The following is a 26,080-nucleotide window of genomic DNA, read 5'->3' on the forward strand; positions in this document are numbered from 1 at the left end:
GCTACCATCGCTGTCATCCCATCGATGACGACAAGGCGCGCATGCCCGCCCCCACCACGCCTCTCCTTCCCGCGCTGACCATCTTCACCGCAATCGTCGATACCGGCGCCTTCTCCGCCGCCGCGGACAAGCTCGGCATGTCCGCGCCCGGCGTGAGCCGCGCGATCACGCGTCTGGAGGCGAAGCTCAAAATCCGCCTCTTCGATCGAACCACGCGCACCGTTTCCCTCACCGACGACGGACGGCGCTTCTACGACCAGGTCATGCCGCATCTGCTCGGCATTGAAGAAGCCGCCGCCACCGCCTCCAGCAGCACGACCGCCGTGCGCGGGCGCTTGCGCGTCAACGTCGATCCCATCTTCTCGCGGCTCGTGCTCGGCCCGCAGCTCGAAGCGTTCATGCAGACGCATCCGGAACTCGATCTCGAACTCATCACGCGCGACCGGCTCGGGGACATGATCGCCGATGGCTTCGATCTCGCCGTTCGCTTCGGTGAGCCGCGCAGTTCGAGCCTCGTCGCGCGCAAGCTGCTCGACACGCCCGTGCACACCGTCGCCGCGCCGTCCTACATCGCGCGATGCGGCCGGCCCGCGACGCCGCAGGCGCTCGCCACCGATGCCCACACCTGCATCGAGTTCCGCGATCCCGAGACGGGACGGCCGTTCGCGTGGGAGTTTCATCGCAAGAAGAAGCGGCTGACCGTGGAGACGCGCGGACATCTCACGCTGAACGATCCCGGCACGCTGCTGAGCGCGTGTCTGTCCGGCTATGGTGTCGCGCAGATACTCGCGCTCGGTCACGAGCATCTGATGGCCGAAGGAAAGCTCGTCGATCTCTTCCCCGACTGGCCGGACGAACGCTTTCCGCTCTATGCGTTTCATCCGTCGCGGCATCATCCGCCCGCTAAAACAAGGGCTTTTCTCGATCTCGTGATCGCGCTGACCAGCGAGCGGTAACGCTTGCGTTAGCGGGCGCACGCGTCGGGCCGCGCCTTCGCGCCCCGGCGATCCGGCGGCACCTTGCAGTTGTCGACGCGCTGTTCGTCGCTGGCCTTGTCGCCCAGGCGCTCTTTCAGCGTCTTCGCTTCCGACAATGCCGGCGCGCTCGCGGCATCGTCGGCTCGTGCGGGATTTGTCGATAACGTAAGGATGGCGAAACAATAAACAATGAGTTTCATGGCATCGATCATCACCGCATAGCCGCAACCGCACTTCCCGCTTCTTGCGCTTCCATCTCCACCGCGCGCAATCCACGCAGCGAAACCGCGAGCCCGCCCGCATCGCGATTCGTCACCGTAAACGCTGCGTGATGCCGTTGCGCCACACGCAGCGCGATCGCAAGTCCCAGCCCGCTGCCCTGCCCTTGCGTACCCACGCATCGATAGAACCGGTCGCACGCACGATCGATTTCATCCGCCGGAATGCCGGGCCCGGTATCGAGCACCGTCAGCGCGATGCCGTCGTTCTCGCGTCGCAACGTCACATCGACGCGTCCGCCATGCGGCGTATGACGAATAGCGTTGTCGAGCAGATTGTTCACGAGCACGGCAAGCGCGTGCATGTCGCCGCATATCGTGAATGCATCGTGCTCGTCGCGCGCTTCTTCGAGCACGAGGCCGAGGTCGATCGACTTGGCCTCTGCGATCAGCGAGAAATCCGCGACGCGCGTTTCGCACAGCGTGCGCAGGCTCATCGGCGCGATGGCCGCCTCGCGCGCCGCATCCTCCCGCGCCATGCTGAGCAACTGCTGCGCAAGATGGATCAGCCGGTTCAGCCGGCCATCGATCTTCGCAAGCGTCGTGCTGTCGACCTTCAGCGATCCATCGCCGATTGCGCCTTGAATCTGCAGCTTCAGCGCGGTCAGCGGCGTGCGGAGTTCGTGCGCCGCATCGGCGACGAAGATGCGCTGCGCCTCCGATGCATCGTTGAGCCGCGCGAGCAGGCCGTTCAGTTCATCGACGAGCGGACGAAGTTCATCGGGCATCGGCGTGGCGACCGCTACCGGTTCGCGCGATTCCGGTGAGCGCGCGGCGATCGACGAAGAGAGCCACCGGACCGGCGCGAGCCCACGCGCCACCACCACGAGCACGATCACGACGATCACCGGTATGAGCAAGGCAAGCGGCCAGATGATGCGCAGCGCGAGCATGACGGCCATGTCGTCGCGAACGAAGTACGGCTGCGCGACCTGCACATAGCGGTCCGGCAGCGCGACGCCGAACGCGCGCCAGCGATAGCCTTCGCGTTCCGCCGACTGGAAGCCGTCGCCGAAGCGCGGCAACGCGGGTTCGTGCGGTGAGTGATAGACGAGGCGCCCCGACTTGTCCCAGATGTCGATGACAAGCTGATCGTCCGCGATGCCGTGCAGTTCGTGTGTGCGTCCCTCGGCGGCATCGGCGGCGGTGATGTTGTCGGGCAGCGAGAGCGCGACCGTGCGCAATTCGTAATCGAAAAGCTCGCCCGCTTCGAGCCGCGCCGCGCGGAAGATGCCGTAGCCCGCAATGAGGCACGCCAGCGCAAGCCCGCAAATGAGCCAGCCGAGCAGCCAGCGGCGGATGGAGTTCATCCGATCCTCTTCAGCCGGTAACCGACGCCGCGCACCGTCACGATCTCATCCGCGCCGATCTTGCGCCGCAAGCTGTGCACATGGACTTCGATGGCGTTGCTGCCGACTTCTTCGCCCCAGCCATAGAGTTTCTCTTCGAGCTCGCGGCGGCGAAAAACGCGCGACGGTTCTTCGATCAGCGCCTGCAGCAACGCAAATTCGCGGGGCACGAGGTTGAGCGGCGCGCCGTTCTTGGCGGCTTCGTGCGCGGCGGGATCGAGCGTCAGTTCGCCATGCGCATAGACGAGTTGCTTGTGGCCCGTGCGACGTCTGAGCAGCGCGCGCACGCGGGCGGCGAGTTCATCGAGATCGAAGGGCTTCATCAGGTAATCGTCGGCGCCGGCATCGAGACCGCGAATGCGATCGTCGATGGCGTCGCGCGCGGTCAGAATCATCACCGGCGCATCGCCGCCGTTCTTGCGGTAGACGCCGAGCACGTCGAGGCCGTCGCGCTTCGGCAAAGTGAGATCGAGCAGCACGAGATCGTACACACCGTTCGCAAGCGAAAGCTCGGCGGCCCGGCCGTCCTGCGCCCAGTCCACCGTATAGCTCGCGCGACGCAGCGCGGCCAGCACGGTCTCCGCGATCATCTCGTCGTCCTCTACCAGAAGCAGGCGCATGCACGTCTCCAGGGCTTGCGTGTCGCCGCCGATTGTCCTTGACGCTTGCTTAAGCGCGGCTTAACGCGGAATCGGGTTCGACGTTTCGCGTCCTCGTTTCGCGTCCTCGTTTCGCGTGCCGCTGCATGGGCGCTTAAGCGTTGCATAAGTTTTCAGGCCGCACTATACCGCCAAGGCCGTTGCTTTGCGTTGAGGCGAGCGTGTCGTGATGAACGCCGCTTCTTCCTGCGATGCATCCACGCGGTCGGGCGTGACTCGGAACGCGCCCGGTCCGGTTTGGGCCCGGCTTCGGCCGGGCTTTTTTTCAGCGTCCCAGCCACGCCCACGCCGCATACGCCACCGCCAGCCAGACGATCACGATGACCGCGGCTCCCGTGTAGCTCTTCGGCTTCGCGCGTCGTTCGGCCATCCACGCATCGGCGCGCAGCCGGCTCTCTTGAACGATACCCGCAGGCAGTAGCCGGATCGCGAGCCAGATGAGGCCGGGCAGCAGCAGCGCATCGTCGAGATAGCCCAGAACCGGTATGAAGTCCGGAATCAGGTCGACAGGACTCAGCGCATAACCGACCACGAACACGCATAGCAGCTTGACGAATAGCGGCGTTGCCGGATTTCGATACGCAAACCAAAGCGTCATCGCATCACGCTTGATGCGTCTTGCCCATGTTCGAATCGTTTCGAAGATGCTCATCGAGGGAAACATCGGTCGGTCCGCGAACCATCGATCTTACCCCTTGAGGTGAGCGTTTTCGGGACCTGCGCATTGCGCCCGCCCCGCCAAAGCCTTCGCACCGTCCTAAAGGTGAGCGTTTTCGGGACTTCGCTTTGCGCGGCACGACGGTTGCATGTCACGCTCGCACAGTCAACCGGGAGCGATCGTACGCAATGAGGAAACCTCGCATCGTGGTCATCACCGGCGCGACGGCGGGCGTCGGACGTGCGGCGGCGCTCGAGTTCGCGCGACGCGGCGCGGACATCGCGCTCATCGCCCGGGACGAAGCCGCTCTCGCCGATACCGCCGCCGAAGTGCGCGCATACGGCGTGCGCGCGTTGCCGATCGCGCTCGACGTGAGTCACGCCGATGCCGTCGATCGGGCGGCATCGCAGATCGAAGCAACGCTCGGCCCGATCGATGTCTGGGTCAACAACGCGATGCTCACGTCTCTCGCCGCGATCGCCGACATGCCCGAACGCGATTTCGCGCGCATCACCGAAGTCACGTATCTCGGCTATGTATGGGGCTCGATGGCCGCGCTCCGACGCATGAAGCCGCGCAATCGCGGTGTGATCGTGCAAGTGGGATCGGCGCTCGCGTATCGCTCGATTCCGCTGCAGGCGGCCTATTGCGGCGCGAAGCACGCGATACGCGGCTTCACCGACTCGTTGCGTTGCGAACTGCGTCACGACAAGCGCCGCATTCACGTGACGATGGTGCAGATGCCCGCGATCAACACGCCGCAATTCGACTGGGCGAAGACCGCGACGCCTTATGCGCCACGTCCGGTTGCGCCGGTATTCCAGCCGGAAGTCGCGGCGCGCGCGATTTACTGGGCGGCGACGCATCGGCGGCGGGAGGTTTGGGTCGGGTCGTCGTCGGTGAAGGCCATTGTGGCGAACCATCTGTTTCCCGGCCTGCTCGATGCCTATCTCGGCCGCACCGGCTACGACGCGCAACAGGACGAAAGCCTTCCGGGCGCGGGCCGTCCTGACAACTTGTGGGAACCGGTGACGGCGTTGCATCGCACGCACGGGCGGTTCGATGACGAGGCGTCGGATGCGTGCCCGTCGCTTTGGCTCGGGACGCATCGCGGACTGATGCTGGGCGCGGGCGCGGTGCTCGGTGCGATGTGGCTTGCGCGCGGCCATCGGCGCAAAGTGTGACTACATGAAGCGCGGCGCCAGAAAGATCGCGAGCGCCGCGATCAGCCACGCCGCCAGTCCGCCGAGAATGGCGACGCGGTAATCGACATAGTGGATCAGCACATAGCACGTGCCGAGAAACACGAGATAGGCGGGAATGGTTCGCGCGCCGGAGAGGCACGCGGTCTTGAAGCCGCCCGGCTCACCCTTCGCGCCGACGGCCAGCAGCGCGATGATTGCGAACGTCGGCGCGAGCGGCAGGATGCCCGGCAGCACGTTGCCGCGCCTGGAAGCGGTGACGATCAACGCAGTGACCAGCCCGCCGACGATGCCCTTCCACAATACGTCCATTGAGATTCCGTCGAGTGCGAAGCAAAGCGACGGATTATAGGGAAGCGCTGCGCAATCAGCTGAGTTCGTCCTTTGGCTCGCGCGACGGCGCCATGCCATTGAACTGCGCGACGGCATCGAACATATGCGGCACGTATTTGTCGCCATGTCCGAGATTCGTCGCCAGCACGTAAATCTGCCGCACGGCTTCCGCGATGATGGCCGTCGACGACTGCGCCGACGCCAGTTGCGCATACGACCGCATGTCCTTCGCGGCGTTGCGGATGGCGAACTGCTGGCCGCTATCGTCGCCTTCGAGAAGGTACGGGATGATCCGATCGAACGTCTTGCTATGCGCGCCGCTTAAACGGCAGACGGCCGCGAACTCGTGCAGATCGAGCTTCGCCTTCGCCGCCGTGCCGAACGCTTCGGCAAGAATCGCGCCGTTAGCCTGCGCGATGAAGTTGTGGATCAGCTTGGCGCGATACCCGGATCCGTGCGCGCCGAGATGATGCACCGTCTCCGCGTACGCAGCCATCACGGGACGCAGCAACTCGAGCACTTGCGCATCGCCGCCGACCAGCACGTTCAGCCGCCCTTCCCGCGCTTCCTTCGGAGTCCGATTGACTGGCGCATCGAGGAACGCCGCGCCTTTTGCGGCCAACGCGCTGGCCGCTTCGTCGGCGAATTCGGGATCGGCGGTCGTACTGTCGACGACGACCAGGCCTTCATGCGCCCCCGCCAGCAAGCCGTTCTCTCTGAAGACGACATCGCGAACTTGCGGCGTCCCGGTCACGCAGATGATGACGGCATCGACGTCACGCGCGAGTTCGGCCGCACTGCTCACCTCTTTTGCACCGTGCGATACGAGCGCTTCCAGCGCCTCGCGGCTGCGATGGCCAAGCACGTGCAGCTCGAAGCCCTTCTTGAGCAATTGCCCTGCGATCGCGCTGCCCATGAGGCCGAGCCCGATCATGCCGACGCGTTCGACGCGCTTCGGAAGGCGTATTCCGTTGTTGTTTTCCATGGCCCCTGTCCCGTTCATTGAAGTTCGAGTTCGACCGGCGCATCCTGACGAGTCCGCGCTGCGCTGCGCGGCGCAATACGCGACCACTCGATATATCGCGCGTCCAGTTCCGCGATGCTCCCGACGCCCAATAGTCCGATCACGCGGTCGACCTCGGTCTTGAGAATCTCGATCGCGCGATCCACGCCGGCCCTGCCGCCCGCGCCCAGACCCCACGTCGTCGCGCGGCCGAGCAGCACGGCATCGGCGCCGAGCGCCATCGCCTTGACGATGTCCGAGCCGCGGCGGAATCCGCCATCGAGCATGATGGCGAGACGGCCCTTCACGGCGTCGACGACTTCGGGCAGGACTTCCATCGCCGATACCGAGCCGTCGAGCTGCCGGCCGCCGTGATTCGATAACACGATGCCGTCGGCGCCGAGCGACACGGCGCGCGCCGCGTCGTCCGGGTGAATCAGTCCCTTGACGATGAGCTTGCCCGGCCAGCGATCGCGCAGCCAGCGGATGTCGTCCCACGACAGCGACGGATCGAGTTCCTTCGCAAGCGCCGACGCGGCGCCACGCACGCTGTCCTGGCCCGGCGGCAGCAGATCGCCGAGATTGGCGAAGCGCGGCATGCCGTGCGGCCAGAGCACGTCCATCATCCAGCGCGGATGCGTCAGCACGTCGAACGTGTTGCGCATATCGAGCTTCAGCGGCCTTGCGTAGTTGCGCAAGTCCCACTCGCGCTTGCCGTAGATCGCGCTGTCGGTCGTCACGACCAGCGCTTCCACGTCGGCCTTCTTCGCGCGTTCAGCCAGCTTCGCGACGAAGTCCCGGGTGCGATACATGTAGACCTGCATCCAGATGCGCCCGCCCGCGCGCTCGACGACATGCTCCAGCGCAACCGTCGACGCGTTGCTGAGAATGTACGGGATGCCCGCCGCAGCCGCGGCGCTCGCGAGCGCAATATCGCCCTCGTGGGAGAGCAATCCGCTGAAGCCCGTCGGCCCGATCATGAACGGCGCATTGCTTCGTCGTCCGAATAGATCGATGCCGATATCGCGCTTCGATACATCGACTAGCGAGCGCGGGCGAAAGGCGATTTCCGCAAAAACATCGCGATTGCGGCGCAACGTGGACTCATCCTCCGAACCGCCTTCCACGTACTCAAAACAGAAATTGGGCACGCGCCGCCGCGCCATCCCGCGAAGCTCCTCGATGCTGTGAGCGCGGCGCGGATCGTTACCCGTATAAAGACGACGTTGCACTTCACTTCTCCTGTCGACCGGAACGAAGCCTTCGACACTTCGCTCCGGTCACATGCCCGGTCAGACCGGCAGCTTGCGTTGATAGTCGATGCCAAGCACGCACAGCGCCTGGAAGCCCGCCACCGCGACGAAGAACATCAGCGCGAGGAAGTACGAGCCCGTCGTCTGCACGATGTAACCGATGAAGATAGGCACGAAGATACCCGCGATGTTGCCGACGAAGTTCATGATGCCGTTGAGCGTGCCGGTGCGTGCACGGGTTGCCAGCATCGCCGGCGTCGCCCAGTTGCAGCCGCCGCACCAGCGCAGGAAGAACAGCGCGACGCACAGCAGGGCGACCACCATGACCGGCGCGCGGACGTAGGCGACACCGAGCATCGAGAGACCGACCGCCACTGCCCCGATGATCATCATCGTGCGATACACGACATTCGCACCCGCGCCCGACGACTTCCACTTGTCGGCGAGATTGCCGCCGATCACTTCGCCGACGAATCCGCAGAAGAAGATCAGGAACGTCGCGCCGCCCAGCGACTTCAGATCGAAGCCGTGGACCTTGTACAGGTACGTCGGCAGCCAGGTCATCAGGCCGAAGAAAATCAGGTTCGTGCAGGTGTGGCTCAGGCACATGCCCCACACCGAGCGGAACGAGAAGAAGCGAAAGAGCGATCCGCCCGGCGCGACCGTCGGTTCAGCCGCGTCTTCTTCTGCGTGAGCACGCTCGATGTACGCGATTTCCTCTTCGTTGATCGCCGGATGCTCGCGCGGCGTATTGCGGATGTACCACCATGCCCAGATGCCGCAGAGAATCGTGCCGACACCCGCGACGACGAACGCGGCGCGCCACGAGCCGAGCACCGCCATCAGCGTCGCGACGACGATCGCGCCCACGCCCGAACCGAGCGCGCTGCCGCCATCGAGCAGTGCTGCGCCGCGCGTCTTTTCGTTCTTGGTGAGCCACAGCGCGTTGAGCTTGCCGCCGCCCGGATAGATCGGCGCTTCGGTGACGCCGAGCCCGAGGCGCGTCAGCAACAGCAGGACCCAGCCCGTGCTGAACGCGCCGAGCGCCTGAAAGAAGCCCCAGCCGACCGTCGCGATCGCGATGAGTGCGCGCGGTTTCAGCTTGTCGGCCAGCATGCCTGACGGCACCTGCATGAACAGATACGTCCAGAAAAATGAGCTCAGGATCAGCCCCTGGCGCTCCGGCGACAGATCGAATTCCTGCGCGATGGCCGGCATGGCGACGGAAAGCGCCGCGCGGTCGATATAGTTGATCGAGACCAGCGCCAGCAACAGAAGAAATGTCTTCCATCGGACGTTGGTCATTCGTACGGATTGCACGCTGGACACACTCATGGTCCGGTCTCCTAAATGCTTTTATATGAAAGGCGCGGATGTCGCCATCCGCGATGCGAGGCTTATCGGCCCCAGCGCAGCACGAGCGGGTCGAGTCGGCGCGCGACTTCGAGCAGGCCTTCGCGGGTTTTCGGATGCACGGGCGCAAGCGGATGACGCACTGCATCGGATGCGATGACGCCGCCTTCCTTCATTAGCACCTTGCACGCGGCGAGCCCGCACTGGCGATTCTCATAGTTGATGAGCGGAAGCCATTGCTGATAGAGCGACGCCGCGCTTTCCTTGTCGCCGCGCATGTAGGCATCGACGATCTTGCGGATGCCGTCGGGATAGCCGCCGCCCGTCATCGAGCCGGTCGCGCCCGCTTCGAGATCGGGATACAGCGTGATCGCCTCTTCGCCGTCCCACGGACCGACGATGCTCTCGCCGCCCAGTTCGATCAGCTCGCGCAGCTTCGATGCCGCCTGCGCCGTCTCGATCTTGAAGTAGGCGACGTTCTCGATCTCGCGCGCCATGCGGGCGAGGAATGGCGCGGACAGCGGCGTGCCGGCGACGGGCGCATCCTGGATCATGATCGGAATGCCGATGGCATCCGACACCTTGCCGAAAAACTCGTAGATGCCCTTTTCCGTCACGCGAATGGTCGCGCCGTGATACGGCGGCATGATCATCACCATTGCGGCGCCGGCGGCTTGCGCGGCGGCGCTGCGGCGTGCGCAGACTTCCGAACTGAAGTGCGTCGTCGTCACGATGACGGGCACGCGGCCCGCGACGTGTTCGAGCACGACATGCATGACGGAATCGCGTTCTTCGTCGGACAGTGCGAACTGCTCGGAGAAGTTGGCGAGAATGCAGAGGCCGTTGGAACCTGCATCGATCATGAAGTCGACGCAGCGTTTTTGTCCTTCAAGATCGAGCTTGCCGTCTTCATCGAAGATCGTCGGCACGACGGGAAATACGCCGCGATATGGGACGCTGTTTGGCATGATGGTTGGTCGCAATGGTTGGGAGTTCGAAGCAGCGTCGAGGCCTGACGCAGGTTCAGGTGATCGCGCCGATCTGCCAGGGCACGAACTCGTTCTGCCCATAGCCGTGAATTTCGCTGCGGCTGCGCTTGCCCGATGCCGTGTCGAGCATCAGTTGGAACAGCTCGGCGCCCATCTCTTCGATGGACCGCTGCCCGCTCAGGATCGGACCGCAGTTGAGGTCCATGTCTTCCTGCTGGCGGTTCCACAGCGCGTCGTTAGTGGCGATCTTGAGCGATGGCGTCGGCGCGCAGCCGTATGCCGATCCGCGCCCTGTCGTGAAGCAGATCAGATTCGCGCCGCCCGCTACCTGTCCGGTGGCGGAGATCGGATCGTAGCCGGGGGTGTCCATGAAGACGAGGCCCTTGGCCGTCACCGGTTGCGCATATTCGTACACTTCGACGAGATCGCTGTTACCCGCTTTCGCGATGCCGCCGAGCGATTTCTCGAGCACGGTCGTCAAGCCGCCCGCCTTGTTGCCCGCCGACGGATTGTTGTTCATCGCAGCGCGGTTGCGCGCGCAGTAGTCTTCCCACCAGTGAATGCGCGCGACCAGCTTTTCGCCGACTTCGCGGCTCACCGCGCGTCGTGTGAGCAGGTGTTCCGCACCGTAGATTTCAGGGGTTTCGGAAAGAATCGCGGTCCCGCCGTGCTTCACGAGCAGATCGACGGCAGCGCCCAGCGCAGGGTTGGCGGAGATGCCCGAGTAGCCATCGGAGCCGCCGCACTGCAGTCCGACGATCAGATGCGAAGCCGGCACCGGCTGACGCTCGACGCGGTTCGCCGCCGCCAGCATGCCCTTCACCAGTTCGATGCCGTGCGCGACCGTCTTCGCCGTGCCGCCCGTCTCCTGGATGTTGAACGTCTTCAGAAACGATGCTTCCGTGAGACCTTGCGTTTCCATCATGCGGGCGATCTGGTTCGTCTCGCAGCCGAGCCCGATGACCAGCACGCCCGCGAAATTCGGATGCACCGCATAGCCGCCGAGCGTGCGTTGCAGCAGCGCGAGCCCTTCGCCTTCGGGATCGACCGCGCAGCCGACGCCGTGCGTCAATGCAACGACACCGTCGACGTTCGGATACGCTTCGAGGCTCGAAGAGTTCGTGTCGCGTCGGAAGTGATCGGCGATCGCACGGGCCACCGTCGCCGAGCAGTTCACAGACGTTAGGATGCCGATGTAATTGCGCGTGGCGACACGGCCGTCGGCGCGGACGATTCCATCGAATGTGGCGGGCGTATCCGCGTATTGCGTGGGGCGTGCGCTCTCGCAATAGGCGTAATCGCGATCGAACTCGCCCATCGCGATGTTATGAATGTGGACGTGTTCGCCCGGCGCAATCTGTTTGTTTGCGAAGCCGATGATCTGGCCATAGCGCCGCACCGCCTGTCCCTGTTCGATCGCTCGCGTCGCGATCTTGTGGCCAGGAGGGATAAGGCCGGATACGGTGACGCCCTCATCGGGCAATGTGGTTCCCCCGACGAGCTGCTCGCGTGCAATGACGACGTCGTCGTCGCGGTGAAGGCGGATTACCAAGGGGCGTGGCCGCGCCGCGTCGGGCTGGCCGGTGTTGATCTGGCTTGCGTTCTGCATGTTGTCACCCGTGTTCGGGCCGATCGTTTGTTGTCTCCGAGGCCGACTATACGTTTGCAGTCCGCAGCCTGTATATTGAATTGTTTCCATCCCCCGATCACTTTTTCTACTCGCCGATGAACACCGTCCAGACGCTGCTGTCGCGGCTCAGAATGAAGCAGCTGCAATTGCTGATCGCGCTCGACGAGCACAAGTCGCTCCACAAGGCGGCGGCGGTCATGGCGGTCACGCAATCGGCGGCGAGCAAGGCGCTGCATGAACTGGAGACTATGTTCGATGCCGAGCTTTTCGAGCGGTCGGCTAGCGGCATGATCCCGAATCAGTATGGCCGGCGCGTCATTCAATATGCGCGTCTGCTGACAACCGATCTGACGCTGCTTTGTCAGGACATCAGCGAGATTCAGTCGGGACGCGGCGGCCGTCTTGCAATCGGCGCGATCATGGGTGCGATACCGGCGGTCGTCGTGCCCGTGCTGGAATCACTGCATGCGGAACTGCCGAACGTATCGATCGAAATCGTCGAGGACACGAGCGCACGCATGCTGCTGCAACTCGATGACGGTCATCTCGATCTCGTGATCGGAAGATCCGCGGTGAGCGCCCAGCCTTCGAAGTATCGTTATGTGACGCTCGCGGACGAACCGCTCTCGGTGGTTGTGGGGTATCGGCATTCGGCGAAGTCGAAAGGCACCATCGAGATGCGCGACCTCGCTCATTGCCGATGGGTGACGTATCCCAGTCAGATGCCGTTGCGTGAACTGCTCGAGCGCGAGATGGACCTCGCGGGCATGAACATGCCGCCCAACACCATTTCGACGGCTTCGACCTTCGTTACGGTCGCGTTGCTGAACCAGAGCAAGGACCTTGCATCGCTATTGCCGACTGATATCGCCGATATGTTCGCGCAACACAAGATGCTGCGCATACTTCCGGTAAGCCTTCGATCGCCTTCGCAGACGTTCGGCGTCGTGACGCGACGAAGCGGCGTGCTGTCACCGATGGCGGAGCGGTTCATCGAACTGTTGCGTGAGCGCGTGCGTGCATGAACGCTACAGTTCGTCTTACTAACTAATTCTCAGAACTTCATCTTGACCTGAAAGCCGATCGTGAACGGAAGGTCGCTTGAAGGAATCGGCGGAATCAAAATCAGGTTGGCTCCGACACGCTTGTACTCGAACATGACGAGCGGCGCCGCCACCGGGCCGACCATGTTGTCGTGTCCGATGCCCCAGCGGCCATAGTCATAACCGGAGATGAGTCCGCCCATCGCGGCAAGCCGGAAGAAGCCCCAATGGAGGAATTCGGGCGCCCAAACGCCGCCCCCATAGAACGAAGGCTTCGACAATGAGTTGCGGAAATAGCCCGCTGTCAGTGCCCACTCGGGCGCGACCCAGCATTCTGCGCCGATGCCCGGATTGAATTGCTCGAAATGCTTGTCCGGGTGAAAGTGATGCGATCCGATCATCGCGTCGACCCATAGGCCATCGGCGCACAAGGCGGCCCTGGCGGATGGCGCCCACGACAAGGCGCCGCAAACGAGCAGCGCGGCCACCAAGGACGCGAGGCGAAGCGGTCGGGGAGAGAAAAAGGACGGCCACAAGCGCATAGTGTTGTCCGCCATCGCGCAAATGCCGTGGCGCCTTTTTTGAGATGGAGGTCGAGGCGAACTCTACCTGATCGCGTCATTTTCGTGTGCGCTTACGAAAACGATGTGACCGTCGCATATTGGCTGGCAATGTGTCGCATTTCCTTGGGGTATTGCACGATGAAATCGAATGTCTATTGGGCGCGTCTTCTGGCGTCGGTCGCGCTGCTTCTTGCAGGCTGCACGCCGTTGCAGGTGGTCACCCATCGCGTGTCCGCCAGCGAATCGACCGTGCCGGTCGGGCGCTATGCCCTCGATCCACATCACTGGCACATCAGTTTCGACGTCGACCATTTGCATTATTCGCGCTTTGTCATTCGCTTCGACAGGGCGACGGCGCAACTCCAATGGAACGCTCGCGGCATGGAAGACAGCACCGTACGCGCGACGATCGATGCAGCAAGCGTCAATACGAACGTGCCTCTACTGGACCGGATGCTGAAAGGGCAGGATATGTTCGACGTGGCCCGGTATCCGGACATCGATTTTGTCAGCACAGAGTTCGTGCGCACCGGGAACGATCGCGGGGCGCTCACCGGCAATCTGACGATTCGCGGCACGACGCATCCCGTCACGTTGAATGTGATCTTCAACGGCCACGCGGTGAACCCGCTCATCAAGCAGGAAACGTTGGGCTTTTCGGCCGATGGGCATTTCAGCCGCGCGCAGTTCGGTCTGGCGACGTGGTATCCGGCCGTCGGCGACGATGTTCACGTCGCGATTCAGGCGGAGTTCGAGAAGACGGGTGATTAAGGCGATCCCGAAGGCTGAGCTCGGCTTTGCACGTCTGTTGGAGCGCTACTGTTAGCGCGGGCGCTCGCCGTTGACGACGCTACTTGAGAGCCAGTCAGATGCTCTGCGCATCAGCGTTGTTGGCGCGGGATACCGCCGAGCATCATGCTAAAGGGATGGTCAAGCGCCCGTCCAGTCGAGAACGACCTTGCCGCTGTTACCGGAGAGCATTGTCTCGAACGCGCGCTGATAGTCATCGACCGGGAACGTGTGCGTCAGGATCGGCGACAGGTCCAGACCGCTCTGCAACATGGCGACCATTTTGTACCAGGTCTCAAACATTTCGCGGCCGTAAATGCCTTTGATTTCGAGCCCCTTGAATATGACCTGATTCCAGTCGATGGCAGTCTGCGCGGGCGGAATGCCCAGTAAAGCAACCTTGCCGCCATGATTCATCGACTCCAGCATTGAAGTGAAGGCGCTCGGAACGCCCGACATTTCGAGGCCGACGTCGAAGCCCTCGGTCATGCCGAGTTCATGCATGACGTCGCGCAGATCCTCGCGCGTCACGTTGACGGCGCGCGTCGCGCCCATCTTGTGAGCAAGGTCCAGCCGATAATCGTTGACATCGGTGATGACAACGTTGCGCGCGCCCACGTGCCGCGCGATAGCCGCCGCCATCACGCCGATCGGACCCGCTCCGGTAATGAGCACGTCCTCACCGACGAGATTGAATGAAAGCGCCGTGTGCGTTGCATTGCCGAAGGGATCGAAGATTGCGGCGAGGTCATCGGAGATATCGGGCGGAATCTTGAACGCGTTGAAGGCGGGGATTGCGAGGTATTCGGCGAAAGCGCCTTCGCGATTCACGCCGACTCCGACCGTGTTGCGGCAAAGATGCCGCCGGCCCGCGCGGCAATTGCGGCAGAAGCCGCACGTGATGTGCCCTTCACCGGAAACGCGGTCGCCGACAGCGAACCCGCGCACTTCCTGTCCGATCTCGACGATCTCCCCAACGTACTCATGCCCGACATGCATCGGCACGGGAATCGTCTTTTGAGCCCAGTCGTCCCACTTCCAGATATGAATGTCGGTGCCGCAGATGGCGGTCTTCCGGATGCGGATGAGGACATCGTTGTGACCGACCTCGGGACGCTCGACGTCTGTCAATGTGAGACCGGGAGCGCGTTCGAGTTTAGCAAGGGCTTTCATGCGTTGGTCCTGTGGATTGCTTTGGGTGCTGTGGCCGCACGATGCTCGGCCGAGTTTATGCGCATAAAGGCTCAGCGGATGACGCCCAGCCGCCGCCCCACTCGGGCAAACGCGTCTACCGCCCGATCGATCTGCTCCGGCGTGTGCGCCGCGCTCATTTGCGTTCGAATGCGTGCGCGGCCTTTCGGCACGACTGGGTAACAGAAGCCGATCACGTACACACCTTCCCCGAGCAATGCTTCCGCCATTCGGGATGCGAGTTGCGCATCGCCGAGCATGACGGGAATGATCGGATGTTCACCGGGCACGAGGTCGAAGCCGAGCGCGGTCATGGCTTGGCGGAAATGTGCGCCGTTTTGCCGGACGCGCTCGCGCAAGTCGGCGCCTTCGTTGCTCGCAAGCAACTCAAGCACTTTCAAGGAAGCCGAAGCGATGCTCGGCGCAAGCGTATTCGAAAAAAGATACGGCCGGCTTCGTTGCCGCAGCAACTCGACGACCTCTTTGCGAGCGGCGACATATCCTCCCGATGCACCGCCGAGCGCTTTCCCAAGCGTCCCGGTAATGATGTCGACGCGGTCCAGCACGCCGCAACGCTCCGGCGTGCCCCGTCCGTGCTCGCCAATGAAACCGACGGCGTGGGAGTCGTCGACCATCACCAGCGCGTCGTAGCGATCCGCAAGATCGCAGATGCCGGCGAGGTCCGCGATAATGCCGTCCATTGAAAACACGCCATCGGTCGCGATCAGCTTGAAGCGCGCGCCGGCTTCATCGGCTTCTTTCAGACGCGCTTCCAGGTCGGCGAGGTCGTTGTTCTTGTAGCGCAGTCGTCGCGCCTTCGACAGACGCACGCCGTCGATGATGCTCGCATGGTTCAGTTCGTCGCTGATGATCGCGTCTTCATCGGTCAACAGCGTTTCGAACAGGCCACCGTTCGCGTCGAAGCAGCTTGAATAGAGGATGGCGTCATCGGTCTGAAGGAACTCCGCGATCGCACGCTCCAACTGCTTATGCACGGTCTGCGTCCCGCAGATGAAACGCACCGACGCCATGCCGAAGCCGTCTGCATCGAGACCCGCTTTCGCGGCGGCGATCAAACGCGGGTCGTCGGCGAGGCCTAAATAGTTGTTCGCGCAGAAGTTGAGTACTTCCGCCCCGCTGTCGAGCCGAATATCCGACGACTGCGGACTGGCGATGACTCGTTCGGTCTTGTAGAAACCGGCCGCGCGAATTTCATCGATGGTTTGGCGCAGATGGGTCAAATATCGGTCGTTCATCAGCAGCATCCTGTGAATGCGGGCGCTCGGCGCGTGGCCCATAGCCCTGTTATAGTCCATGCATCGCATCGGACGAGTTCGATATTTCGAACAACCTTCCGATATGCCGAACACTGTAAAGGATCGAAGAAGTCATGGCAAGCGCTCGCTCCACGCAGGCAGCCGGGGAACCGGCACCGTCCGCATCGTCGCCGCCGCGCGTCGGGGAACAGATTCAACGGTTGCGCAACGAGAGAAAGTTGACGCTCGATGACTTATCCCGTGCAGCAGGGGTTTCCAAGTCGATGTTGTCGGAGATCGAGCGCGACAAGGCGAATCCGACGATAGCCGTCGCATGGAGGCTGACGAACGCGCTCGGAATCAGCCTCGATCAATTGTTCGCGCAGCAACGGCCGCTCGAAGCGATTCGCGTGGCCGGCCCGCACGAGATACCGACGCTAAGCGGTGACAACGGTGGATATCAGCTGCGGGTGTGGGGGCCGATCGAACTGGCAGGCAAGTTCGAGTGGTACGAACTCACGCTGCAGCCGGGGGCGGCGCTCCGATCGAACGCGCACGAGCCGGGGACGCGGGAGCACATGACCGTGCTCAACGGAACGATACAGGTAGAAGCGGCAGGCACGACGCGACGTCTGAAGGCGGGCGAGACAGCCCGGTACGCTGCCGACGATGGCCATTCCATTCGAAATGCAGGAAGATCGGAAGCGAAGGCACTGCTGGTGGTGATTCACGGATGAGCCGGCGTGCTGCGGGCGTCAGTGCGAGCGGAACTTTATGCGCATCAAGTTGGGCAGCGGCCCGCCGTCAAGTAAAAACGGGACGCCGACCCGGCGTCCCGCTCAAAGTCCAGCGGCCATCGCCGCCAGTATGTGTTACGGCTTCTTCAGAGTGTCCTTCACGTCTTCGCGGACATCTCCCGCGCCCTTCTGAATCTTCCCGGCTGCTTGCTGCATGTCGCCCTTGGCTTCCTGCGCCGGGTCATCGGTTGCGTTACCGACCACTTCGTTGACCTTCCCCTTCACCTGCTTGCCAACGCCTTCAATCTGGTCCTTGTTCATTCTGGCTCTCCTTTGGTTTCGCGCTCAGAGTGCGCGCATGCTTCGTTGTGACGCCCGCGAGTTCAACGCGGGATGCCGCGTAAGCACGGCTCTACGATGCGCTTCCCGAGCGCAAGCTCATAGCGGCGCATGTCTGAATCGCACGTAGGCGGAATCGCACATACAGCGCAACGGAACAGCGCGACGCTATTTTCATCGATGCGAGTACTGTATATTTATACAGTACTGGAGACCGCTAGAGGAGGTGAATATGGAGTCGAACGGCGAACATCTCAGCAGAAAGCAGTTCGAGCGCGCGGTTCGTGACCTCGAACGCATCACGAGACAAATCGCAGGGCGTTATATCGAGAAAAGTGTGCCGCTTACCTGGCGCCTGCTGCATGCGATCGAAGCCGAAGCCGTTGCGGATCTCGGTTTCGCCGGACGCCACGAAGCCGCGTTGCGCGAATTGTTCGCGCGCCCGGACGGCTTTCATTTCCCGGAGACCGATGACGTCGTCGACCTCGCATCGTCCAACGCGTTGCCTGCCGTGTTTGCGTTCGTAGTGGATGCCTACGAGTGCGCCGCCCGGCAAGGCAGGCCGCAACTTTCCGTCGCTGCCCACTGACACGTCGTGGGACCTGGTCGCGCGACCATCCGCAGAAGTCGACGCCATCAGAGTGCGAAGTCGGCGGCCATGTCAGCGTCGGTGCGCGCCTGCAACTCGCCGCTACGGCAGGCGCGGCGAAATCGCTCATAGTCTTTCTCGACCTGGTCGGCATAGGCGCGGCCATAGCTCACGAGCGCGTCGACCAGCCGCGAGCCGCTGCCGATGTAGCCCGATATCTCCAGCGCGAGGCCGCTAGCCTTCGCGTGCGCCCGGGCGAGCGCCCAGCCGCAGAGTGCGGCGTAGTTGCGGAGCGCTTCGTCGTCGAATGTTTCGATCTGAACGGAAATCTTCATGTCGCGCAGTTGGCGCACGTAGAAGGTGCGTCCGAGCGCACCGGTCGCGAAGCCGAGGAACGGATCGCTCGCCGCCTGCATCAGGCGTTGTCCGTGAACGACTCGTTGACCCTCGTGTTGGCTTTTCGCGGAGTGTTGGGGCAGGTATCGCGCGACGACCGACGTCGACGCCTCCTTCAGTTGTAGAAACAACGGCCTGCCGTGATGGTCGGTGAAGAGCAGCACGACACAGCGCGTGCCCACGCTTCCAACGCCCACCACCTTGAACGCGACGTCCTCGAGGTGAAACTGCAAGAGCAGCGCCGCCCGCTCCGGCGTCAGCGATCTCGTGTAATCCTGCATCAGCGATCCCAGAAGCGTTGCACGATCGCCCGACAGCGTCATCCATTCGTCCGCCTGATCGATGAGCGTGCTCTCGCTGCGGATGTGGAACACGGCGGGCGGGGCATCGCGGATGCGCCAGCCGTCGCCGTCCTTGTCCGCGAGCTTCGGCAGCACAGTGTCGTGCGTGCGCCGCGACGCGCGTTCGAAACTTCGCCGGATGCGGCGCCGGGCAGCGTCGGTCTGAACAAGATCGTACAGTCGCGCGAAGCTGATTCGCTCGTACCATAGATCGAGCACGCCCATCTCGGCGTATTCGCGCATGTGTCGCTGATAGCTTTCAACGGTGCGATACGCGAGCTCGTCGGCAGCCAGACCGCCCATGCCTAAATGCCGGCCCGCAACGGTGAAGCTCGCGGTCAGGCGCTTAAGATCCCACTCCCACGGTCCGCGCGCGGTCTCGTCGAAATCGTTGAGATCGAAGATAAGCGTGCGCTCGGGCGTCGCAAAGCCGCCAAAGTTCGCGAGGTGACAATCTCCGCAGATCTGGATCGGGATACCGCTATCGGGCGTGCCGGCCAGATCGTGCGCCTGCACGATCGCGCTGCCGCGATAGAACGCGAACGGCGAAGCGAGCATCCGGCCGTAGCGCAGCGGCACCAGCGTCGCGACGCGTCTTTCGCTGCTAATGCGCAGCAATTGGATGGGGTCCCGATCGACGTCTCCGATCATCGCTTGGGCGCCGCGGGACGTGCGTTGCCGTGCGGCCCGCCCGTTGGCACGCCGCTCCTGCCACGACTGCACGCGCTGCGTTTGCGCCATCGATCGCCCCTCCTTGCCTTCGTCTCGTGTCGGACGCAAGGCCTCGCACAAGACAGTAGACGATCGGCTGCGGACGGGGCAAGACAATCCTTCTGACACTTCGACACATTTGAGCGCCACTGTGCTCTTGACGTCAGCGGCTCCAAGCCTGACTCTTTCCGGAACGCAATATGGCGCTGTCAGACGCCTTTCGAACACCATGCCGAACACTTCCGATCTCTTCGACCAACACCGCGCCGACTGGCAGGCAGACCCGCACGCAGCCTTCGACGCCTGGCTCGCCCAACAGGAATTCCGGGCGTCATCGGCCGATGTGTATCGCGCGCAATGGGGAAACTTCCTCGAATGGCTGACCGCCAAGCGGACGACGCTGCATACGGTGCAGCGGCCGGTCATCGAGCAATTCATTTCTCAACTCGATATCCGGCGGCCGCAACGCATGCGTTATCTGCGACTGATCGAGCGTGTGCTCGATCACGTGCGCGAGGTGGAATCGGCGGCGACCAATCCCGCACGGTTCATCGCCCAGGACGGTGATGCCGCCTGGCGCAAGGCGCGCGACAACGAACCGACCGGATTCCTGACCCACGACGAGCGGGCGGCGCTGATCACGCATCTCTTTTCCCCGCTCGGCGAGCTTGCGACGGGCCAGCGCTGGCGGGAGCGGCGCGACCGTGCGCTCGTCGCCGCGTTTCTCGGCGCGGGCGTCAAGACGGGTGAGGCGGCGCAATTGACCGTCGACTGCTACGCGCCCGGTGCGCCGTACGTCACCGTCGACGCATCGAATCCGCTGCAAATCCGGCAGGCGCGGCTTGCGCCGTTCGCCGTCGAGTTGCTCGACGGCTGGATCGCGGAACGGAAGGCGGTCGGGCTCGCGGGTACGTTGCTGTTTCCTGCGGCGCCGTCCGGCCGTCCGATGCACAAGGCGACGATGCTGCGCGCCATCGATGCCGTCGTCGCGGCGTCCGGCATCGGGGCATCGCGGGCCGCGCGAGCGAGTCCGCAGACGCTGCGCAATACCTACGCAGCCGAACTATTCGACGATGGCACCGACCCCGAGCGCGTCGGCCAATGGCTGGGCTTTCAGCAGTCGATCTCGGTTCATCGGCTGCATCGGGCCTGGCAGGAGTGGATGGGTGAGCAGATACGGGAGCGCGATGTCGCCCGAGCGCGCGCCGGCGCGGACGACAGCACCGGTCCCGAAAACGCTCACCTTTAGGACTGACCGTCGCCGCAACGGCTGTCACACGCGCGCCGAAGTGGGGCGGAGAAACGCCTGCACCGCCGCCAGCTTGGACGCGACCGCGCCCGAACTACGCTCGCAGTGGGGGCACGACAGTTCGAATTCGTCTTCGTGCCGCTGCAATTCCGGTTCGGCGCTCTCGCACGCCGGACAGTCTGCCGGCGCGGCGATGTACGCATCGACTTGCGTGCCGAGCGCGGCGATTTCGGCTGATGTCAGGCGGCCCTCTGCCGCGAGCGATGCGATCAACCCGCCCACCTCGGCGCTCATGCCGGCCCGCACGCGATGGGCGTCGCGTTCGCGTGTCAGTGCATCGATTTCGTCGGATTGCTCCCGCACTTGCGATTCCAGCCGGTCAGCGCGCGTTCGCGCCGCGCTAAGTTGTTGAAGGAAATCGAATTCCTTCTGCCCGGCTTCGCGTACTTTGGTCTGATACGTCGCCGCCATGCCGCGCAATGCGTCGAGTTCGACGAGCATCGGCTTGACTCGTCGTTCAGCGTCCTTCACTGCATCCTTGATCTGCTGCGCGTAATGCTCGGTGTTGTGGCGCAGTTCGCTCTGTAGCTCGTCGATACGATCACGAAGGCGCGCGGCATCGGCCTGCTCGCGCGCGATGCGTTCAGAAAGCGCCCTGTTTTCCCCCTCGAGACGCGTGACCAGGTCGCGCAGATCGCTCTGCGCGTGCGATTCGCGAGCGCGCGACGCCCTTAACTCCGCCTCCAGCGACGCAACCTGTGCCGCAGCGGCTTCCGCTCGCATTTCGGCGCGCCGTTGCGCCTGCTCGATGGCCTGGCAGCGCACCTCGGCGTCGCGGGTGGCGGCTTGGGCGGAAAGTACGCTTGCGTCGACCTTGGCGCGGTCCGCGGCCAACGCGGTATCGGCGTGTCGACGCGCCTCGGCGAAAAGCTCCGCAAGCAATTCGCCGGCGCGCTGTTGCAGCGGTTCCGGAATTGCGCCCGCTTCGACGCGAACACGTAGTGTCGAGCGGACCATTTCCCAAAACGACTCTATATCGCGGGGGATGTCGCTTGCGCTGCCGGTTTGCGTCAAATCGCGGACGGTCGTGACCGAGGGACGCACGCCCAGATCAAAGAACAAGCGCTTGCAGGCGTGGTGCGAGAGGTCTTGCCGACGTGCGCCGGTGCTGCGCATGGCGTCGAGTTCCTGGCGAAGCGTGTCGCGAAGTTGTGTATCCATAGACTGTCGGTGTGGTGAAGCGTAACGTTCATAACGCTTTACGTTTCGGGAGAAACAAGGTGGCTCGATTGTAAGGGAGGAGAATGCAGTTGGACGTCGACTGTGCCGAAGCAGTGGTTTCTCCGGGATAGTTATAGGCTAACGTCGTGAAACGTGTTCAGCTTGTGCCGGTAACGCACTGAAAACGCAAGGCTTTTTGAGCACTGGGCGTGTCCCCTGGTGTTCCACGTCGGTGACATAGAGGCTTGCGCTTCTTTCCGGGATGTTGGTTGACGTTGCTGAGAGCTACTCGCGGGGCTCTAGAGAGTAGTAAAAGTTAACACCTTTGAACCAAGTTAAAACCGTTAACGCCTCGCCAAAGCCTTATACGACAAGGGATTCCAGCCTATTGGGTGAGAGGCTCCGGGATGTATGGTGAGGCGTTACGGGATGCAACGGTGGCGGCCTTCGGGACAATGCGTGAGGACAACCGGGAAAGATGGTGAGCGGGTTCGGGGCGCTGCCTGAGTCGATCGGTGAGGGCATGCAGGAAGACATCGCGCAAGGCGCCTCGCCAGTTCTGGCTCGTTGCGAAGCAATTGGTTAATGAAAGGTGAGGTTCTACGGGATGGCCAATTAACGCTCGATTGGCCCTAGGTCGGAGCCATTTTTTCCATAAGGTGAGGCTTTTCGGGCGAAGAAGCAAACATGCGGTGAGCTAGTACGGGATTTGGAGCGTTTCCGCTAGCGTTTAATGCGTCCGGTGAGCTTATTCGGGAGAGCATCGACTGAACTCGAGTTGATGACCGTCGCTGAACGCCTTTCCGACCGCAAAGGTGAGTGTTTGCGGGAGCTAGTTTGTGACAACGGGCGACAAACCGCTCTGGCTCCATGCGATCGGTGAGGATTTTCGGGAGCGTACGTCCAAGACGGCCGATTGCGTGGCTACCCTCAGGCCGTTGGCGGGCACCTTGGAAGCTTCATTTAGTGCGCCCGGCTACCCAAACGTGAGCTAATACGGGAGGTGGACGACATCCGTTCGCCAACGGTGAGTCTTTTCGGGAAGTCGAATATTGATCAGCAAGGCCATCCGAAGCACGTAAGTGATTGTACGGACGGAGCTTTTTTGGCTGGAGTCGCTAAAGGTGAGGATTTTCAGGGGCTGTAGGGTGAGCAGTTTCAGGAGCAGCGTGAAAGGCGCGTTATTGATGGCAGGTGAGCATTTGCGGGAGGCCTTCGCGGTAGCATCTAGTCGGCGCAAGGACAGTATGCACGCGCTATCAATAAGCCACGCAGGCAAGGGTGAGACTTTGCGGGAGCTTAACAAGGCGGACGATCTCTCTGAGGCCACTCCAAATGTGCGGCAGCACGCATTCATAGCCACAGTCCCGGCAAAAAATGGCGCGCGGGCCGGTGTCTTTGCCAGACAACACCGGTATTGCCGCCAAAAAAATTTCGGGTGAGGCTTTTCGGGAGCTACCGATCACGTAGAAACAAGCCCCGGAAAACGTTGCCAACCGTTAACCCCCATGGCTTCTAGCTCTTTCAGCCAGCACGTTTCGGTGAGTGGTGAGGCTTTACGGGAACGCACTGCAGTGAGTTTGGGCGCCGTCGCTGCCGTCACCCTGTCATGGTGAAACCGCGCCCGTTTACTCACTTCACCACACCCGGTATCCTTTCTCGCAATCTCGTTCCTCCCAGACGCATGGCTACCAAGCGCGCCAAGAAAACCGACGTCGTCAGCCCTAGCTCGGCCGAATTGCGCAAAGCTGTCGAAGCCATCGCCATTCAGCCCAAGAGCGGGAAGATTACGCTGCTGACTCGCAAACTCTTCAACGTGCTGCTTGCTGTTGCGCAACAGGCGGACGAGTCGGGCGATACCTATCGCGCGCTGCTGTCGGACATCGTTGCGAATTCGGCGTTCGATTCCAACGACACCGCCCTCGTCAAGGAGCATTTGCGCCGGATGGTGTCCGTGCAGGTCGAGTGGAGCACCGGCACATCGAGTCAAAAGCCGGGGCGCAAGTGGGGCATCTCGACGCTGATCGCGGATGCGGAAATTCTCGAAGACCCGACGACGCGGCGTGTATGGGTTGAATTCTCGTTCGCGCCGAAGATCAAGAAGAAGCTGCTCGACCCGGTGCAGTATGCCCGGCTGAGCCTGCAGTTCCAGAGTCAATTGCGCAGCAGTGCCGGCCTCGCGCTTTATGAGATTTGCGTCCGGTATTTGACCAATCCCAGCCATCTGACCATGCGCGAAACGTGGGAGTGGTGGCGGCCGATCCTTTCCGGCACGCCGGACACCGAAGCAGGCGACGAAGCGAAGCGCGAGTACAAATACTTCAAGCGCGACTACTTGCGTCCCGCCATCGCTGAAGTGAATGCGGTGACGAACATCTTCGTTGAGCTCGTGGAGCATCGAGAGGGGCGTCGCGTTGCTGAGATTCAGTTTCGCGTCACGGAGCGCAAGCAGCCGATGCTCGCGCTCGATGAACATCCGAACGTCTTTGACAGCACGCTCGTCGACCGCATGGTGAAGATCGGCATTCCGCTAAAGGAAGCGCAGACGCTGTATGCCGATAGCGAGGAAAACCGCATCCGTGCGGCCCTGCAGATGACCGAGCAGCGCATGCGCAGCACGACGCTGCCGCCGGTGCGCAGCGCCGCCGCTTTGTTCAAGGATGCGCTCAAGAAGGGCTACGCGCCGCCCGTCGAAGCGTTGCCCACCGCCGCAAACGGAACTCCGACGCGCGGTGGTGCAGCGGGCGCGTCCGCTGCCGACGATCTCAAGGCTCGGTTGCTGAGCGAGTTCTCGGCTTATCGGCGAAAAGAGGCTCGTGCGCTGTACGACGAGCAAGGTGAGAAAGAACGGGAGCTCGCACGCCAGAGCTTCGAGGAAACAGTCCTGCCGGAGTTGGGCTCGCACATGCGCGATGACTGGCGCAAGCGTGGTCTCGATTCGAAGCTGGCGGAGACGTCGTTCTTTGATTGGCTCGCCCGCGAGACCTGGGGCGAGCCTACCGATGGCGACCTGCTGGCTTTCACGCTGAGCCAGTCGCGCGCGGCCTGAGCCGCGCCGTCACTCAAGCATTCAGTCCTTGGTCTGGTCGGACTGAAGCATCGCCTCGATTTGATGAAGCAACTCGTCGCGTCGCTCCCGCGATAGTCCGCGCAGTCTCAATTCAAGCCGGTCTTCGCCGTAAGATTTGAGGTCGCCCACGGAAACGCCGTCGAGTTTGATCTCCAGGCGTTGCGCATACCGCTGCCGTCCTGCGGGCTTCGGCGTCTCCTGCGGGCTTGCACGTCCCTTGACGATATCCGCAACCTGGCGCGTGCTCAGATCGTCCGACGTGATCTTGTTGATGAGCCGCAGCGTCGCATCGCTTCCACGCGCCGTGTGATACCGCGAGATCTGATAGGCCATGTTCGAGCCAAATCGATCGGGCCGTGCGACCATCTCTTGCATCACGTTCTCGGGTAGCTTGGCGATCGATAAAGCTACGGCAATCGTCGATTCGTCGAGTCCGAGATGATCCGCCAGCTCACGTTGACTCTGGAAGTGCTGCTCGTCGAGGAAGCGCCTCCAGACGACAGCGTTGTCGAAGACGGTCTGCGAATCGCGCTGAACGTTGAGGTCGTAACCCAGCTTGTAGCTCTCGATGCCGATCGGCAGATCGACGACCACCGCTTTCACCGTCTCTTTGTTCGCTTCCTTGAGCGCACGCACGCGCCGGCCGCCATCGCTGACGAAGAAGGTGCCCGGATTCTCGTAGTCGGGAATGACGTGGATCGCCTGCTGCTGACCCTGCTTGGCGAGATTCACGGCCAGTTCAGCAATCGACGCCTTCAGATAGAAGTGGCGTGGATTGAAAGGGCTCGGTTTTATCGCCTTCAAAGGCAAGTCGATGACCTGCCCTGCCGTATAGCGATTCGCCCGGCGCCACGCGCGATATTCATCCGATTCGGCGCCGGCAACCGCTTCCATTTGTTCA

General features: G+C 62.6%; 24 protein-coding genes and 1 pseudogene. 8 read left to right on the forward strand and 17 right to left on the reverse strand.

The annotated features are described in order from the left end of the window. The first annotated feature begins 41 nt into the window (after positions 1–41). Positions 42–956: a LysR substrate-binding domain-containing protein gene (locus P9220_RS13875; protein ID WP_309765570.1), complete on the forward strand. Its 915-nt coding sequence runs from the start codon at positions 42–44 to the stop codon at positions 954–956. An 8-nt stretch (positions 957–964) separates the two neighbouring features. Here P9220_RS13875 and P9220_RS13880 read toward each other — a convergent pair whose 3' ends face one another. The 4 genes from P9220_RS13880 to P9220_RS13895 all read right to left on the reverse strand — a co-directional run bounded on the left by P9220_RS13880 (position 965) and on the right by P9220_RS13895 (position 3,915). Then, positions 965–1,177 carry a hypothetical protein gene (locus P9220_RS13880; protein ID WP_309765571.1) on the reverse strand — a complete coding sequence of 71 codons (213 nt, stop codon included), beginning with the start codon at positions 1,175–1,177 and terminating at the stop codon, positions 965–967. 11 nt (positions 1,178–1,188) lie between these two features. Next, positions 1,189–2,565: an ATP-binding protein gene (locus P9220_RS13885; protein WP_309765572.1), complete on the reverse strand. Its 1,377-nt coding sequence runs from the start codon at positions 2,563–2,565 to the stop codon at positions 1,189–1,191. Continuing rightward, positions 2,562–3,224, reverse strand: coding sequence for a response regulator (locus tag P9220_RS13890; protein ID WP_309765573.1), 663 nt, complete (start codon positions 3,222–3,224; stop codon positions 2,562–2,564). Before P9220_RS13890 ends, P9220_RS13885 begins: the two co-directional genes overlap by 4 nt. A 304-nt stretch (positions 3,225–3,528) precedes the next feature. After that, positions 3,529–3,915 carry a YkvA family protein gene (locus P9220_RS13895; RefSeq protein WP_309765574.1) on the reverse strand — a complete coding sequence of 129 codons (387 nt, stop codon included), beginning with the start codon at positions 3,913–3,915 and terminating at the stop codon, positions 3,529–3,531. Positions 3,916–4,109: 194 nt separating this feature from the next. Between P9220_RS13895 and P9220_RS13900 the strand changes: the two genes are divergently transcribed. Next, complete coding sequence (locus tag P9220_RS13900) at positions 4,110–5,105, forward strand: SDR family oxidoreductase (RefSeq protein WP_309765575.1); 996 nt, start codon at positions 4,110–4,112, stop codon at positions 5,103–5,105. On the opposite strand, the gene P9220_RS13905 is transcribed toward P9220_RS13900, so the two are convergent. The 6 genes from P9220_RS13905 to P9220_RS13930 all read right to left on the reverse strand — a co-directional run bounded on the left by P9220_RS13905 (position 5,106) and on the right by P9220_RS13930 (position 11,663). Beyond that, positions 5,106–5,435, reverse strand: coding sequence for a GlpM family protein (locus P9220_RS13905; RefSeq protein WP_309765576.1), 330 nt, complete (start codon positions 5,433–5,435; stop codon positions 5,106–5,108). It lies immediately after the preceding gene. 55 nt (positions 5,436–5,490) lie between these two features. Continuing rightward, positions 5,491–6,441, reverse strand: coding sequence for an NAD(P)-dependent oxidoreductase (locus P9220_RS13910; RefSeq protein ID WP_309765577.1), 951 nt, complete (start codon positions 6,439–6,441; stop codon positions 5,491–5,493). A 14-nt stretch (positions 6,442–6,455) separates the two neighbouring features. Then, positions 6,456–7,691, reverse strand: coding sequence for an alpha-hydroxy acid oxidase (locus tag P9220_RS13915; RefSeq protein WP_309765578.1), 1,236 nt, complete (start codon positions 7,689–7,691; stop codon positions 6,456–6,458). A 60-nt stretch (positions 7,692–7,751) separates the two neighbouring features. Continuing rightward, complete coding sequence (locus tag P9220_RS13920) at positions 7,752–9,047, reverse strand: MFS transporter (RefSeq protein WP_309765579.1); 1,296 nt, start codon at positions 9,045–9,047, stop codon at positions 7,752–7,754. A 62-nt stretch (positions 9,048–9,109) separates the two neighbouring features. After that, positions 9,110–10,033 (reverse strand): dihydrodipicolinate synthase family protein, encoded by a 924-nt coding sequence (locus tag P9220_RS13925; protein WP_309765580.1) that lies wholly within the window; start codon positions 10,031–10,033, stop codon positions 9,110–9,112. 55 nt (positions 10,034–10,088) lie between these two features. After that, on the reverse strand, positions 10,089–11,663 hold the full coding sequence (locus P9220_RS13930) for an altronate dehydratase family protein (RefSeq protein WP_309765581.1): 1,575 nt from the start codon (positions 11,661–11,663) through the stop codon (positions 10,089–10,091). 116 nt (positions 11,664–11,779) lie between these two features. Here P9220_RS13930 and P9220_RS13935 point away from each other — a divergent pair, with 116 nt between their 5' ends. Continuing rightward, entirely contained in the window at positions 11,780–12,709 is a 930-nt protein-coding gene (locus P9220_RS13935; RefSeq protein WP_309765582.1) for a LysR family transcriptional regulator, read from the forward strand. A 29-nt stretch (positions 12,710–12,738) separates the two neighbouring features. Here the strand turns inward: P9220_RS13935 and P9220_RS13940 are convergent, their stop codons facing one another. Further along, positions 12,739–13,269: a hypothetical protein gene (locus P9220_RS13940; RefSeq protein ID WP_404980288.1), complete on the reverse strand. Its 531-nt coding sequence runs from the start codon at positions 13,267–13,269 to the stop codon at positions 12,739–12,741. 159 nt (positions 13,270–13,428) lie between these two features. Here P9220_RS13940 and P9220_RS13945 point away from each other — a divergent pair, with 159 nt between their 5' ends. Beyond that, positions 13,429–14,061 (forward strand): YceI family protein, encoded by a 633-nt coding sequence (locus P9220_RS13945; RefSeq protein WP_309765584.1) that lies wholly within the window; start codon positions 13,429–13,431, stop codon positions 14,059–14,061. Between the two features lie 159 nt (positions 14,062–14,220). Here P9220_RS13945 and tdh read toward each other — a convergent pair whose 3' ends face one another. Together tdh and P9220_RS13955 are read right to left on the reverse strand one after the other, a co-directional pair. Next, entirely contained in the window at positions 14,221–15,252 is a 1,032-nt protein-coding gene (gene tdh, locus P9220_RS13950) for an L-threonine 3-dehydrogenase (RefSeq protein WP_309765586.1), read from the reverse strand. Between the two features lie 71 nt (positions 15,253–15,323). Next, the gene (locus tag P9220_RS13955; protein ID WP_309765588.1) at positions 15,324–16,526 is read right to left on the reverse strand and encodes a glycine C-acetyltransferase; all 1,203 of its coding nucleotides are present in this window, start codon (positions 16,524–16,526) and stop codon (positions 15,324–15,326) included. Between the two features lie 134 nt (positions 16,527–16,660). Here P9220_RS13955 and P9220_RS13960 point away from each other — a divergent pair, with 134 nt between their 5' ends. Continuing rightward, positions 16,661–17,263 carry an XRE family transcriptional regulator gene (locus P9220_RS13960; protein WP_309765589.1) on the forward strand — a complete coding sequence of 201 codons (603 nt, stop codon included), beginning with the start codon at positions 16,661–16,663 and terminating at the stop codon, positions 17,261–17,263. A 135-nt stretch (positions 17,264–17,398) separates the two neighbouring features. Here the strand turns inward: P9220_RS13960 and P9220_RS13965 are convergent, their stop codons facing one another. Next, positions 17,399–17,584 carry a CsbD family protein gene (locus P9220_RS13965; protein WP_309765590.1) on the reverse strand — a complete coding sequence of 62 codons (186 nt, stop codon included), beginning with the start codon at positions 17,582–17,584 and terminating at the stop codon, positions 17,399–17,401. A 250-nt stretch (positions 17,585–17,834) separates the two neighbouring features. On the opposite strand from P9220_RS13965, the gene P9220_RS13970 reads away from it, so the two are divergent. Further along, positions 17,835–18,191: a DUF2471 family protein gene (locus tag P9220_RS13970; RefSeq protein ID WP_309765591.1), complete on the forward strand. Its 357-nt coding sequence runs from the start codon at positions 17,835–17,837 to the stop codon at positions 18,189–18,191. Between the two features lie 47 nt (positions 18,192–18,238). Here the strand turns inward: P9220_RS13970 and P9220_RS13975 are convergent, their stop codons facing one another. Next, positions 18,239–19,669, reverse strand: a complete 1,431-nt coding sequence (locus P9220_RS13975) for a DUF2252 domain-containing protein (RefSeq protein ID WP_309765592.1) — start codon at positions 19,667–19,669, stop codon at positions 18,239–18,241. 199 nt (positions 19,670–19,868) lie between these two features. On the opposite strand from P9220_RS13975, the gene P9220_RS13980 reads away from it, so the two are divergent. Beyond that, positions 19,869–20,888, forward strand: coding sequence for a tyrosine-type recombinase/integrase (locus P9220_RS13980; protein ID WP_309765593.1), 1,020 nt, complete (start codon positions 19,869–19,871; stop codon positions 20,886–20,888). A gap of 24 nt (positions 20,889–20,912) precedes the next feature. Here P9220_RS13980 and P9220_RS13985 read toward each other — a convergent pair whose 3' ends face one another. After that, entirely contained in the window at positions 20,913–22,109 is a 1,197-nt protein-coding gene (locus tag P9220_RS13985; RefSeq protein ID WP_309765594.1) for a DNA-binding protein, read from the reverse strand. Between the two features lie 1,684 nt (positions 22,110–23,793). On the opposite strand from P9220_RS13985, the gene P9220_RS13990 reads away from it, so the two are divergent. After that, on the forward strand, positions 23,794–25,158 hold the full coding sequence (locus tag P9220_RS13990; RefSeq protein ID WP_309765595.1) for a replication initiation protein: 1,365 nt from the start codon (positions 23,794–23,796) through the stop codon (positions 25,156–25,158). A gap of 21 nt (positions 25,159–25,179) precedes the next feature. Here the strand turns inward: P9220_RS13990 and P9220_RS13995 are convergent. Then, a pseudogene (locus tag P9220_RS13995) lies at positions 25,180–26,061 on the reverse strand (ParB/RepB/Spo0J family partition protein); the annotation flags it as partial. Positions 26,062–26,080: the final 19 nt, after the last annotated feature.

The sequence above is a fragment of the Caballeronia sp. LZ016 genome (assembly GCF_031450805.1).
Classification (GTDB): Bacteria; Pseudomonadota; Gammaproteobacteria; order Burkholderiales; family Burkholderiaceae; genus Caballeronia.